General features: G+C 71.7%; 8 protein-coding genes. All 8 read right to left on the reverse strand.

All coding sequences use genetic code 11. The features are described from left to right. Positions 1-458: 458 nt before the first annotated feature. Positions 459-1946, reverse strand: coding sequence for a diguanylate cyclase (locus tag ACFMQL_RS05270; protein WP_378784744.1), 1488 nt, complete (start codon positions 1944-1946; stop codon positions 459-461). 818 nt (positions 1947-2764) lie between these two features. Then, on the reverse strand, positions 2765-3445 hold the full coding sequence (locus tag ACFMQL_RS05275; RefSeq protein ID WP_364057849.1) for a single-stranded DNA-binding protein: 681 nt from the start codon (positions 3443-3445) through the stop codon (positions 2765-2767). A 487-nt stretch (positions 3446-3932) separates the two neighbouring features. Next, complete coding sequence (locus ACFMQL_RS05280) at positions 3933-5561, reverse strand: GTP-binding protein (protein ID WP_378784746.1); 1629 nt, start codon at positions 5559-5561, stop codon at positions 3933-3935. Next, the gene (locus tag ACFMQL_RS05285; RefSeq protein ID WP_378784748.1) at positions 5558-6799 is read right to left on the reverse strand and encodes an AAA family ATPase; all 1242 of its coding nucleotides are present in this window, start codon (positions 6797-6799) and stop codon (positions 5558-5560) included. Before ACFMQL_RS05285 ends, ACFMQL_RS05280 begins: the two co-directional genes overlap by 4 nt. 1987 nt (positions 6800-8786) lie before the next feature. Next, on the reverse strand, positions 8787-10019 hold the full coding sequence (gene cobA, locus ACFMQL_RS05290) for a uroporphyrinogen-III C-methyltransferase (RefSeq protein ID WP_378784749.1): 1233 nt from the start codon (positions 10017-10019) through the stop codon (positions 8787-8789). 401 nt (positions 10020-10420) lie between these two features. Further along, positions 10421-11491, reverse strand: coding sequence for a nicotinate-nucleotide--dimethylbenzimidazole phosphoribosyltransferase (cobT, locus tag ACFMQL_RS05295; RefSeq protein WP_364057861.1), 1071 nt, complete (start codon positions 11489-11491; stop codon positions 10421-10423). A gap of 12 nt (positions 11492-11503) precedes the next feature. After that, positions 11504-12349 (reverse strand): sirohydrochlorin chelatase, encoded by an 846-nt coding sequence (locus ACFMQL_RS05300; protein ID WP_378784751.1) that lies wholly within the window; start codon positions 12347-12349, stop codon positions 11504-11506. 70 nt (positions 12350-12419) lie between these two features. After that, positions 12420-13598 (reverse strand): precorrin-6Y C5,15-methyltransferase (decarboxylating) subunit CbiT, encoded by a 1179-nt coding sequence (locus ACFMQL_RS05305; protein WP_378784752.1) that lies wholly within the window; start codon positions 13596-13598, stop codon positions 12420-12422. Between the last annotated feature and the right edge of the window lie 71 nt (positions 13599-13669).

The following is a 13669-nucleotide window of genomic DNA, read 5'->3' on the forward strand; positions in this document are numbered from 1 at the left end:
CGTAACGCCGTACGAGAACACCCAGCCGCAAGGATCCGCTACGTCAGCGCCCGCCGTCCACTGCCCCCGGGCGCATGAAACGGCGCTTGCGTACCCGCAGCCCGTTCCCAGCGCGGCTCGGACCGGAAGCTCACGGGCTCTGACCAGGGCGTGGGAGGTGACGCCACCGCATCAGGCGCTACGGGGTTGTGCCAGCGGCCGGTGACCGGCAGCCCAGTCCCTTGACAGCGCTGACACAACCCACGACGACGGTGCAGACGAGCTGGACGAGAAGGACGGACGACCTGGAAGACCAACGAGCGGAAGGCGAACGAGACGTAACAGGAGGGAGCGGAGGAAGAGCGAGAGGCCGGCGAACAGGTCGGCCGGCGAGGCAGATCAACTGACGGACAGGTCAGCCAGCGGACACATCAGCCGGCGGACACATCAGCTGGCGGACAGGCCAGCGGGCGAACGAATCAAGAGGTCGGGTCCGGATCAGGATCGGGATCGGGATCGGGATCGGGATCGGGATCGATGTCGGAGCCAGGGCCGGATTCGGGATCCTGCGAGGCGGCGTCGCCGGGGATCGCGCGGGACGGCGTGGACTGGGAAGGCGGAGCCTGCGGGGGCACGGACTGGGGAGGCAGGCCCTGCGGAGGCACGGACTGGGGAGATGGAGCCTGCGAAGGCAGGGACTGAAGAGGCGGAACCTGCGGAGGAAGCGGGGACTGGGGGGATGGAGCCTGCGAAGGCGGGGACTGCTGTACGGCGGGGATGCAGACGCGGTCGCGTCCCAGCTCCTTGGCCCGGTAGAGCGCCAGGTCGGCGGCCGCGAGGAGGTCGATCAGGTCGTCACCGTGGATGCTCAGCAACGCCACGCCCGTCGAGACCGTGACCTTGACCAGCGTGTCGTCGACGGGGACGGCCATGTGGCTGATGTGCACGCGCAGGCGTTCGGCGACGCGGCGGGCCTCGTCGATGTCGGCGCCCGGCAGCAGGACCACGAACTCCTCCCCGCCGAACCGGCCCACCACGTCGTAGTCCCGCAACTGGCTGCGCAGCGTGGACGCCACCCCGACCAGCACCTGATCGCCGACGAGGTGGCCGTGCGCGTCGTTGACGCGCTTGAAGTGGTCGATGTCGATGATGAGGAGCGCCAGTGACTCGCCGGTGCGCCGCGCCCGCACGATCTCGGTGTCGGCCTCGCGCTGCCAGGCGGCCGCGTTGAGCAGCCCGGTCTTGGCGTCCGTACGGGCGGCCGCCTGAAGCTGCGCATGCAGCAGGCTGCGCTGCAACAGCACCACGGGCGGGAGCGTGAACAGCAGCAGGGCCGGGTTGAGACCGCAGGCGATCGCGACCAAGATGCCCAAGCAGAGCTCGACGACGTCCAGCAGCACGCTCTCCCGGTCCCACAGCACTTCGCGCCAGCTCATGTCGGGATCGGCGGTGTGGGCGGCGATGGCGATGAGACCGGTGTTGAGCAGCGAGAAGAGCGCGGCGGCGGCCACCGCGAACATGAGCGGGCCCCCGCTCCCCCGCGCCAGCACCATCGGGTCGGGGACGAACCAGTGGAACATCAGGGACGCCGTGCACCCGGCGATCCCGATGGCGGCCGAGCTGAAGACCCGGCGGTAGAGGACGGTGGCGCGTACGCGTACCTGCAGCAGGATCTGCAGCACGATGGGGGCGAAGAGCGCGTACAACGGCGGCAGGAGCAACGCCACCGGCAGCCACCAGGCCGACAGCAAATCACGCGACACCCCGGCGGGCATGCCGAGCCGCCGGGTCGCCTCGATGCAGACGGCACCGCACGCCATGAGGGCGGCGAACGTCAGCACGTCCCGCCAGTGGAAGGCGGTGGACGCCGAGAGCAGGATGATCGCGACGAGATCCAGAGTGACGATCGCGCACAGGTAACCGACCAGGGGGCGGCGTTGCCCTAGCAACGGCCAGCGATCGGCCATTGTTGACACACCGTCGCGAGGTTTGATCGAGGCGTGACTGGTCACCGCCATCTCGTCTCCTCTCTGACTAACGATGTGTAACACAATAATTGCGGAGTGTGCGATGTGCGATGGGAACCGATACGTTTGGCAATGACCACACCTGCTCACATCGTGAGCGGGCCATGACGGACAGCCGTGTCGGAAAGGAGCGACCATGGAGCGGGGCGTGACCTGGACATGACAGGCGCCCAAGCCCACTAAGGCGGGTGCCACACCCACTGGCCGTCCCTCGGGGGCGTTCACGAAGCTCCGGCCGGTGCCCCCTCCCCCTCCCACACCTCCTGCTCCAGCCAGAACTCACCCTCACCCGCAGAACTCGTCCGCACCCCGCGGCCTGCGGCTCCGTCGCAATCCCCCTACTACCTGGGCCTCCCCTCGTCATCCTCTCCGGCCGACCCGGTTCCTGTTTCTCCGTCATTCTTTGTCGGCTCCGCTTCTTCTCCCTCCTTCGCACCTGCGACCTCCATCGGGTGAGGTGTTGATGGGATGCGGCCTTCGTTGAGGGCGGCGCGATCACTGGGTGGGGTGGCGGCCCAGGATCACGCCGCCGGAGGGGTAAGCGGAGGGGAGTCATGACGCGCCGGCCGGGGGTGCGAACTTCCGAATGCCAGTACGTTGCGACTCGGATGCCAGTACGGTGCGACTTCCGGATGCCCGTGCGGTGCGACTTTCGCATGCCAGTGCGGCGGGACTCTGGGATGCCCGTGCGGCGCGACTTCCGGATGCCAGTACGTTGCGACTTCCGGAAGCCGTTACGGTGCGACTCCTCCGCGCGGTTACGCCGCTGCTCGCTCTTCTGGCGCCGGGCGTTCCTTCTTCGCCGTGTCGGTGTCGCTCGTGTCGGTGGCGCTCAGGATTCGGACCCTGTCATTGTTCCGGCCCAGCGTGCGGACGACCTTGCCCTTTTCGGCCCGGGCCTCCGAGGTGGGTGGGTGTGCCTGGTCGGTGTCTGCAGTGATGGTCTCGTCGTCGCCGGGGCGCGGAGCGGCCGGGGTTGCCGAAGCGGTCGGGCGGGCAGGGCTGTGGCTCATGGCCCAGTCGCGGGTTTCCTCATCGAGCTTGTCGCGCATCTCCTTGCTCAGCGAGCCGATGCCGCCGCGTTCGGGCTTGGTGAACACGCCCGTGCCCCAGCGCAGGTCGTGGCCGACGGCGCTGGCCTCGATCTCGGGCATGAAGCGGCGGTCTCCCTCGGTGCCGAACTCGCGGATGCGGAGCTTGCCCGACACCACCACCGGCTGGCCCGAACGTACGGAGGCCGCGACGTTCTCCCCGAGCGCGCGCCAGCAGCGGACCGTGAAGCAGACCTTCTCGCCGTCCGTCCACTGGCCGGTCTTCCTGTCGAAGTAGCGATGTGCGGTGAGGACCTTCAGAGAGGTGACCTTGGTGCCGTCGTCGAAGCTGTACTGCCTGGGCTCTGCTGCGACGTTTCCGGTGAGCGTGATGTAGATGTCGTTCATTCGATGCCTCCCATGCGGCGGGCCGGCTGCCCGCGACCTGGGCAGTAGGGTGCCGTGGAAGGGCAGGGGCCGAAGGCTCCGAACGGGGTTCTGTGGATGGGGAGGCAGGCGCGGTTACGCCTGTGGATAGCAGTTCCGCCCGTCGATACCTGTCGATACCTGTCGATAAGGGCGCGCGGGTCGAAGTGCCGGCGATACGGCGGGGGTCAAGAGACGCTTCTGGGGGCGGATAGGCGGCCCTGATGTGCCCGTGTCCGGGCGGGCCGTCGCTCTCAGAACCGGCCGTAGCGGGGCGGGCGCGGCGACCGCCGGCCAAGAAGTGCCCGTATCCAGGCGGGCCATCCCTCGCCAGAACCGGCAATAGCGGGGCGGGCGCGGCGACCGCCGGCCAAGAAGTGCCCGTGTCGGGGCCGGGCCGTCATCTCGCGAGTGGCCGTGGTGGGGTGCCTGCTCGTACGGACAAGCACCCCAGCCCGGGCGACAGCCTTCAGACCGACAGGTCTCGCAGCGCCGTGTAGAACGCGTGGTGCCGCTTCAGCTCCTGCTCCACCGGCTCCACCACCATGGTGGAGGATACGGCGGCGACTCGGCGGCGCATCTCGCGTTCGAGGCGTTCGCGTTCCCGCGATGCCCCCAGCTCGACGAAGTTGCGGGAGGCGATGCCGGACAGCGCGCCGAGCCCCAGGACGGACGCCGTCATGAGCCCCACCCACGGCAGCGTCGCGCTGTCGCCGAGCCACTCCAGCGACTGCGGCAGCCGGTCAGGCATGAGCAGCCCGACCGCCAGCCAGGCGAGCCCGGCCACGAACGCCACCACCAGCAGGTACTGCCACACCTTCAGCAGCCACCACCAGACCGGTACGCGGTCGAGCTGCGGCGCCACCTCGGCGAGGTCGTCGGTGAGCTTCTTCGGGAGGTCTCGGGAACGCGACCGCGCCGCCTTGTAGACGGCCGTGCGCCACACCGGGTGCATGCTCGCCGACAGACCGTCGGCCAGCGCCTGCACCGCGTTGGCGACCTCGGCCGACTGCGCGGAGACCGAGGTGGCGCTGATACCGCGGATCTCCTGCGCGATGTCGTTGAGCTTGAGGCTCTTCAGCGGGTCGGCACGGAACTTCGCCACCCACCGCGGGTACGGCCAGCCGACGTAGCGGTTCGACCGTTCTGCGTACATGTTCTCCATGGCCTCGCCCACGGCCGGCACGCCCACGGCGTCGCACAGCGCGTCGGTGAGCCCCATGCGGCGGGCCTCGTCGACCGAGGACGGCACCGACAGGGCCTCGCCCAGCGGCATGGCCTGGCTGAGCTTCTGCTCGAGCCGCTGCAGGTCGGCTTCGAGCTTCTGGATGGCGGCGCGGCGCCGGGCGACCGCGGTGGCGATCACGCTCTTGAGGCTTTCGATGCCGCGTCCGGTGACGGCCGAGGTCGGTACGACGCTCGGGTGCTCGACGCCCTCCTTGCGCAGCAGGTCGTTGAGGTCGATGACCAGCTCGGCCAGTTCTTCGGTGGTCAGCCGGTCGGCCTGGTTGAGCGCGAACACGGTGACCGCGTCGTGCCCGGCCAGCTCGGTGACGTAGCGGCGGTGGGTGGAGGCGTCGGCGTACTTCTGCGGGTCGAGCACCCACACCACCAGGTCGGCGAGCCCGATGAGCCGGTCGGCCTCGGTGTCGGTGAGCGCTCTGATCGAGTCGTGGTCGGGCAGGTCGAGCAGGATCAGCCCGTGCAGCTGGCTGTCGCCCTTGTCGAGCGCGCTCGCCCGGGAGAAGCGGTGCCGCCACTGGATCTGCAGCCAGTCGAGCAGCGGGCCAGAGCCGTCGAGCCCCCACACGCAGGCGTGGGTACGGGCGGTGGTGGGGCGGCGTACGCCGGTGGGCGACAGCTCAAGCCCCGAGATGGCGTTGAACAGCGACGACTTGCCGCTGCCCGTGCCGCCCGCGAGGGCGACGACGGTGTGCTCCGACGACAGCTTGAGCCGGTCGCCGGCGCGCGACAGCAGCGCCTTGGCCTCCTCGAGCAGCTTCGGATCGAGCCGCCCTTTTCCATGCTCAACCACCTTGGCGAGCGCGGACAACCTCTGGGCGAGCCCAGGCCGGGTGGTCGTGGTCGTGGTGGTCATCGAGCGACCTCGAGATTGTACGTTGCCTGATAGAGGCGGGTTGCGACGGACTCATCCGGTATGCCGGCGGAGTCGAGCGCCTTCACGTAACGCATGGCCTCCTCGTCGAAGAGCATGCCGATCCTGGCCCGCAGATCACTGAACGCCTTGGTGCCGATGCCGCGCAGGGACTCGGCGCCGAGCAGGGCGTTCACCAGCCGGTGCGGCACGCCCTCGCCGTTGCCCCCGCTGAACATGGCCACCATGAAGATCAGGGCCAGCGACTCGGGATCGAATGAGACGATCTTCGACACCGAACGCTTGGCCACGCCCTCCGTGCGTACCAGCTCGCCCAGGTGATCCTGCCAGGACGCGATGGCCCGGCCCGCGTGGCGTACGAGATCGTCCGACGGCCTGTCGAGGTCCTCCCCGAGCTTGGCCCCCAGCTCCGAACGGTGCCGCCAGCGCGCCGCCACCTCCTTCGACGCCCGGTTGGCCGCGGCGACGATCACCGATTCGAGCCCCGACCTGATCGCCGCCTTGAACGCGAGCACCCGCTCCGGCGCCTGCTTGGCCGCCCGGCCCTTCCTGCGCAGGTGCAGCGCCCGCATCAGGTCACCGGACCCGGCGAAGTCCTGCCAGCGCGCCAGCACCTCGCCGTGCAGCAGCGAGCCGTTCTTCGACGCGGCGTCGATGTCGCGCATCGCGCCCGTGAACGCCGTCTCGACGTCGCTGCGCAGCTCCGCCCTGAGCGCGGCCTGCGCCTCAAGGTGCTTGGCCAGCGCGGGCACGCGGGTGCGGAAGCTGTTGAGCACGCCGTTCAGCGTCTCGCGTACGGCCTGCGCCCGCCGCGCCTCGTCCACCGACAGCTCCGCGAGCCACAGCCGCAGCTCCGTCACCTCGCTGTCGGGCAGCCTGCCGTCGGTCACCTTCGACTCGTGGATGACGAACCGCTCGATCTCGCCGAGGCCGTACTCGGTCAGCATGCGGACGAAGTGCTTCAGCACCACGTCCGCCGACTTCTCCGGCACCCGCGACAGCACGATGGCCATCCGCGCGCCGCGCTCCTTGGCCAGGCGCAGCACATTCCAGGCCGGGGCGTCGGCGTAACGGGCGGCCGTCGTCACGAAGATCCACAGGTCGGCGGCGTCGAGCATGCGGCGGGCGATCTCGTGGTGCTCCTCGACCACCGAGTCGATGTCGGGGGTGTCGAGCAGCGCCACGCCCTGCGGCAGCTTCTCCGTCGGGACGATGACCACGCTGTCCAGGCCCGCGTCGGGGCCGGCTTGTCGAGCCGCCGCAGGCCGCCCAGCAGCTCGCCCTCGGCGAACCACTTGTGGTCCTCCGGATGGCAGACCAGCACCGGGACGCCGGTCGTCGGGCGGCGTACGCCCGTACGCGAGACGTTCTTCTCGGCCAGGCTGTTGACCAGCGTGGACTTGCCCGCGCCGGTCGAGCCCGCGACCACGATGAGCGCCGGGGCCGTGCTGGTCTTGATCCTCGGGACGACGTAGTTCTCCAGCTGGGCCAGCAGTGCCTGCTGCGCCTGCCGCGCCTCGGCCGAACCCGGGAGGTCTTCGCAGAAGCGCACGTCGGCGACGGTCTCGCGGAGGGCGTTCAGTGCCGAGGTGAGCGCTTCGACCGTCTCGGGCGGCAGCTCCTCCACACGCTCGCCGGGACCCGGCGGCGACACCTCCGGCCAGGAGTCGTCGCTCTCCTGCGCCTCGCTCTCCTGCGCCTCGGTCTCCTGCGCCTCGGTCTCCTGTGCCGCTGCTTCCGGTACGCCGGTCGCCTCCTCGGCCTGCGCCTCGCCCGCTGCGGCCGGCTCCTTGTCGTCTACGGTCTCGGCCTCGTCTTCCGCGCGCTCGTCCGAGCCCGGCTCCGCGTCCGAGCCCGGCTCCGCGTCCGAGCCCGGCTCCGCGCCGGAGACCGGCTGCTCCGCTGCGTCCGCCGGCTCGCCGGAGTCCGGCTCGCCCCGGCCTTCCGGCTCGTCCTGAGACTGAGGCGCGACGCTCTCGCCGGTCTCCGATGTTCCGGGTTCGTCCGTACGTACGGAAGCATCGGTCTCCTGAACGGGCGCGGCGGCGTCCCCGGCGTCGTCCTGCCGCAGCACGGCCGGCTTCTCGAACAACGAAGGACGCCCCGAAGGCGGCGCGGGCGCGCCGGAGGCGGGCCCGGCGGCCGGAGTGTCGATCGACGGGAACGACGGCCAGTCGATCGACGGCATGGACGGCGCGTCCGTGGACGGAAACGACGGCCCGTCGGTGGACGGCCGCTCGCCGGGCGGTGCGGGCTGACGCAGCGCGGCCGGCTTCTCGAACAACGAAGGGCGTCCCGAAGGCGGCTCGGGCTGCTGATCGACCTTGCGCGCCGGACGGAACGCCCACGAGGTCCCGTCATCGGACGCCGAGCGACTTTCCGCTGCGGGGCGGCTCTCACCGCCGCCTCGGGTACGGGGCGTTCCAGGCGGCCCGTCGCCGGACGGCGTACGGGGGCCGCGAGCCGCGGTGGCCGACCGGCCTGGCGCCGGTGGCGGGAACTCCGCTGAAGGGCTGTCGGTCGTAGAGGGGTCTTGCAGCACGGCTGGCTTTTCGAAGAGCGAAGGTCTGGGGGAAGAAGGTTGTTCGGAGAGCGAACGGGGGCCGCCAGGTTGCCCGCCGGACGCCGGCTTGCTGCTTTCGGCCTCGGCGCTCGGGCCCGGCGCGGCTCCGCTGAGCGCACCCAGCTCGGTGTCAACCGGCAGGCCGGCCGCGGCGACTTTGGCGAGCACGTCGGCCACCTCGGCCTTGAGGCCACCGCGGGCTCCTGCGCCGCCTTTCGAAGGCGCCTCGCGCTCCGAGGAAGCGGCGTCTTCGGTCTCATCGGCCCGGCCGGTCCCGGTCTCGCCGGAATCAGCCGCCGCCGCGCCTTCGGCAGCGGACGTCACGGCCTCCGGCGCGGGGCCGGCGCTCTCGGGTGCGGGCTCGGCTGACTCGCCGTCCGGGGCGGGCTGGGCGGTGCCTTCGCTCGCGCTCGCTGCGGGTGCCTCCGCTGCCGGCTCGTCGTCCAGAACGTCGCCCGGCACCCTCGGCTTGCCGGGTCCGGGCGACTCGGAATCCGCCGGCTCGGGCGTGTCCGCGGACCCGCCCGCGCCCTGGCCGGGGGTGGTGTCGTCGTGGACCTCGGAGAGATCCTCGTCGGTCACCGGGCGGAAGCTCACTGTCTGCTCCCCGGGCGACTCGGGCCGCCCGTCATCCATGGCCGTGTTCACGGCAAGCGCTCCGCTCGAACCATCTCGACCTCCTGGCCGATCCTCACGACGTCGCCGACGATGACGATCGCCGGCGGCCGGATCCCAGCCGCGGACACGCGGTCGGCCACGGTGGAAAGCGAAGCGGTGACCGCCCGCTGGGTCGGAAGGGTACCGTCCTGCACCACCATTACGGGAGTCTCCGGCGAACGTCCGTCACGGATGAGCGCTTCTGCGACCTTCGGGAGGCGTTCGAGGGCCATCAGCAACACCAGCGTGCCCTGGGAACGCGCCAGTGCGGGCCAGTCGACGGTGGAGCGGGGATCGTCGGGTGCGACGTGTACGGAGATGACGTGGAACTCCTGGCTCACCCCGCGATGGGTGACGGGCACGCCGGCCGCGGCGGGCACGGCGACGGCGCTGGTGAGGCCGGGCACGATGGTCACCGGGATGCCGGCTTCGGCGCAGGCGATGAGCTCTTCGCCGCCCCGCCCGAACACGAACGAGTCGCCGCCCTTGAGCCGGACCACGAACTTGCCCTGCCTGGCGCGATCCACGAGCAGCTCGTTGACGGTCTCCTGGGGCAGCGAGCGGCCGTAGGGGACCTTGGCGGCGTCGATCAGCTCGACGTCGGGGGCGAGCTCGTCGAGCAGCGCGCGGGGCGCGAGGCGGTCGGCGACGACGACGTCGGCCTGGGCGAGGAGCTGGCGTCCGCGCACGGTGATGAGGCCGGGGTCGCCGGGGCCGCCGCCGACGAGGGCGACGCCGACGGGTTTGGTGCGGTTTCGCCGGGCGTCGACAGTGCCGTCGCGCAGCGCGCCGACGACGGCGTCGCGGATGCCGGCTGCCCTGCGCGGGTCGCCGCCCGCGGTGACGGCCACGCTGATCTCGTCGACCCGTCCGGTGGCGGGGGTCCAGGCGGCGGAGGCGTCTTTGTCATCGGCGCGCACGCACCACACGCGCTTGGCCTCCGCCTCGGCGGCGACCGCCGTGTTGACCGATCGGTCGTCGGTGCACGCCTGTACGAGCCAGGCCCCGTCGCAGTCGCCGACCTCGTAGGGCCGGGCGTGCCACGTGACCCTTCCCGCGGCGATCAGGTCGTCGAGCGCCGGTGTGACGGACGGCGAGACGACCGTGACCTCCGCACCGGCCTCTAGCAGCGCGGGCACCCGGCGCTGGGCGACGCGGCCGCCGCCAACGACGAGAACCCGGCGGCCGGAAAGCCGCAGGCCGAGGAGGTAGGGACCCATGGGGGGAATCTCCCGTTCGCGAAGGTTGTGTTAAGAGGTAAACCTACCGGCTTCGCCTGTGTCATTTGCTGCGCACACGTTAACGACCGCTGTTGCGATCCCCGCGCCTCTCCCGCGAGGCCCGCCTTCATCGTGACCACGGCGTCCGGCCATCGCTGTCAGGGTCCCAGGATAACCCGCCTCCGCAGGTGAGCACCGGTGTCCACAGAATCGCGCCGCAGCCCCACAACGCGGCGTCCGGGAACGCGGCCGATCTCGCCCATCGCGCGACATCCGGGGAAACCGCACAGCGTCCCTCACCGCGCGACATCCGGGGAAGCCGCACAACCTCCCCCATCGCGCGGCGTCCCCGGGGAGGCCGCGCGGCCTCCCCGGGGACGGCCCCGTCCAGGTCCTTGAGGTCACACCTGCTTCTCGGTCACCCCCGCCGAGTCGAACGTCGCCACCTCGTGCAGCACCCGTACCGCCGCGCACACCGTCGGGTGCGCGAGCAGCCCGCCCGTGCCCTCGCCGAGCCGCAGCTCCAGGTCCATGATCGGGCGGAGCCCGAGGTGCTCGAGCGCGGCGCCGTGCCCGGGCTCCGCGGAACGGTGGCCGGCCACGCAGTGGTCGGTCACGGCCGGGTCGAGCGCGGCGGAGACGAGCGCGGCGGCGCCGGAGATGACGCCGTCGAGGATGACCGGCACGCGCAGGGCGGCCCCGCCGAGGATGAAGCCCGCGATGGCGGCGTGCTCGAACCCGCCGACGGCGGCGAGCGCCCGCAGCGACTCGCTGGGCGAGGAGGCCACGCCGGCGAGCGCGTGCGTACGCATGGCCTGGCGGACGATGCCGACCTTCAGCTCGTACGTCTCGTCGTCGATGCCGGTGCCCCGCCCGGTCACCTCGCCGGGGTCCCTGCCGGTGAAGGCGGAGACGAGGGCGGCCGATGCGGTGGTGTTGGCGATGCCCATGTCGCCGGTGATGAGGCAGCGGGCGCCGTCGGCGACGAGGTCCTTGGCCACCTGGATGCCCACCTCCAGCCCTCTGACGGCCTGGTCGACGGTCATGGCGGGGCCCTGCGACAGGTCGGCGGTGCCGTACGCGATCTTGCGGTTGACGAGGCCGGGGGCGTCGGGCAGGTCGGCCGCGACGCCGACGTCCACCACCGTCACCGACGCGCCCGCCTGGGCGGCGAAGGCGTTGGCGACCGCGCCGCCGTTCAGGAAGTTGGCGACCATCTGCACGGTCACCTCCTGCGGCCACGGGCTGACGCCGCGCGCGTGCACGCCGTGGTCGGCGGCGAAGATGGCCAGGGCGGCCGGCTCGGGCATGGGCGGCGGGCTGACGCCTGCCGCGCCCGCCAGACGGATCGCGACCTCTTCAAGCGCGCCGAGGGAGCCGCGCGGCTTGGTGAGGCGGTCGTGGTGTGCGCGGGCGTCCGCGAGCGCCTGCGGGTCGGCGGGCCGGATGGCGGAGAGCGTCTCGGCGAGCACGAAAACCTCCACTTACGGGACGAGTTGGAGTGCTTCCTCGTATCGGTCGATGACGACGTCGGCGAGGGTTTCGCAGTCGCCGATCACCTCGGCGCAGCGGATGTCGAGATCGGGGTGCCCGGCGCCGTACGCCAGCGCCTGCGCCCACACGCGCTCCAGCAGCCCGCCGGCGAACAGCAGGTAGGGCACCACGATGACGCGCTTGGCGCCCAGCCGGCGGCAGCGTTCGAGCCCGCCGGGCACGCCGGGCGGGGTGACCGAGACGAACGCGGTCTCGACGGTCATGAAGTCGTAGGCGTGCGTCTCCCAGAACAGCCGGGAGACGCGGTGGACGTCGGCGTTGGCGGTGGCGTCGGTCGAGCCCTCGCCGACCAGGACGACGGCGGTCTCGCCCGGCTCGACGTGGGCGTGCGGGTCCTCCGACGGCGAGGAGTCGACGGCGCGCAGCCGGGGCCGCGCGCCCGCCAGCTCCAGCGAGCGCGGCCTGGAGATCTCGGTGGCCGCCTCGTTGAGCCGCTCGGCCAGCAGGGCGAGCACGCGCGGGTCCGGGCCGAGGGGGCGGCCGTAGTCGTAGACCAGCGTGGGGTGGCGCTGCTGCTCCAGGGCCATCGCGGCGGAGAACTCCTCGCCCATCCTGCTCAGGCTCAGCGGCAGCGCGACGAGCCTGTGGTGCCCCCTGGCGACCAGGGAGGCGACGGAGTCGCTCAGCCGGGGTGTGGCCCGCTCGAGGTAGCCACCCGAGACGTCGGCGCCGGTCTGGTCGAGGCGGCAGCGCAGGCGGTGTACGAACCTGCCGAACTCGGCGGCGTAGGCGTCGTCCTGGGAGCCCTGCCCGATCAGCAGGAGCGGTGGCTTCATCGTGGGGGAATCTCCGGTGCGGTGGACAAAGACACGCGAGGATAACCGATGGGCGCCGGTAGGGAACAGGTCACGCTGTGTGGGCGGGCCTCGCGTGCACGACGAAGACGGGATCCGCGGGGGTCAGGCCGTGCGCGCCGTCGGGTTCGACGCTGAGCCTCGACGCCAGGATCTGCGTGCCCTCGCCTCGGTAGCCCTGCTCGCGCAGCCGGTCGAGCACGGCGGGCACCTGCTCGACCTTGCGCAGCGCGCAGACGAGCGTGCGCGGCCGCCTGGCGGCGCAGGCGTCGATCACGTCGAGCCCGCCGCCGCCGACGAAGACGGCGTCGGGGTCGGGCAGCGGCTCCAGGGCGGGCGGCGCCTGCCCTCTGGTGAGAGCCACTTTCACGCCGTGCGCGAGCACGTTGCGGCGCAGCTCGGCGCAGCGGGCCTCGTCCCGTTCGACGGCCACGACGGCCGCGCCGAGCCTGGCGCACTCGACGGCGATCTGGCCGACGCCCGCGCCGACGTCCCAGACCAGGTCGCCGAGGCGCGGCCCCAGTTTGGCCAGCACGTACGCCCTGACCTCCGGCGGCATGACGTCGTCGCCGAAGGTCAGCGCCCATTCCCGCGGCCCCGGCTGGGCGCCCGCCACCCAGCCGCGTTCCCCGGGCCGGTGCAGCGGGTCGATGACGAGCACCACCTGGGGGTCCTTCCACGGCCGGGTGGTGGCCTCGCCCATGCGGCTGTGGGTGACGCGCTCGTCGGGGCCGCCGAGGTCCTCGCAGACGATCAGGGCGCGCGGCGTGGTGGGCGCCAGCTCCCTGGCGATCTCGGCGGGGCCGACGCCGGGCGCGACGAGCAGGGCGACCTTGGGGTGCGCGCGGCAGGCGTTGACCACGCGGGTGAGCTGCTCGGGGCCTGACGGCGCGACGACCAGCGCGTCATCCCAGTGCAGCCGGGCACCGGCGAAGGCCCGGCCGACGAGCGACGTGGCGGGCAGGACGTCCGGTTTGAGCCCGTGTGCGCGCAGTTCGCGTACGACGCCGAAGAAGCCGGGATCGCCGGGCGCGAGCACGACCGCGGGCCCTTCGCCGTGTTCGAGATGGTCGTCGATGGTCTGCAGCAGCGCGCCGTCTCCTGCGGTCGCCGCGTTCAGCTTGAGCCGCCCGAGAATGGCGTCGGGGCCGATGACGAGCCCCGCCTCGTGCAGCTTGGTCACCGCCTTGGCCGACAGCTCGGATCCGTCCCAGCCGACAACCGTGATCATGCGCCTCACCGTCCTCAATTCAAGGGTGACGGCTGCGGAGGGGTTTCACAAAGGGTGGCGAGGTCAGTCCG

The sequence above is a fragment of the Nonomuraea fastidiosa genome (assembly GCF_042751225.1).
GTDB lineage: Bacteria > Actinomycetota > Actinomycetes > Streptosporangiales > Streptosporangiaceae > Nonomuraea > Nonomuraea fastidiosa.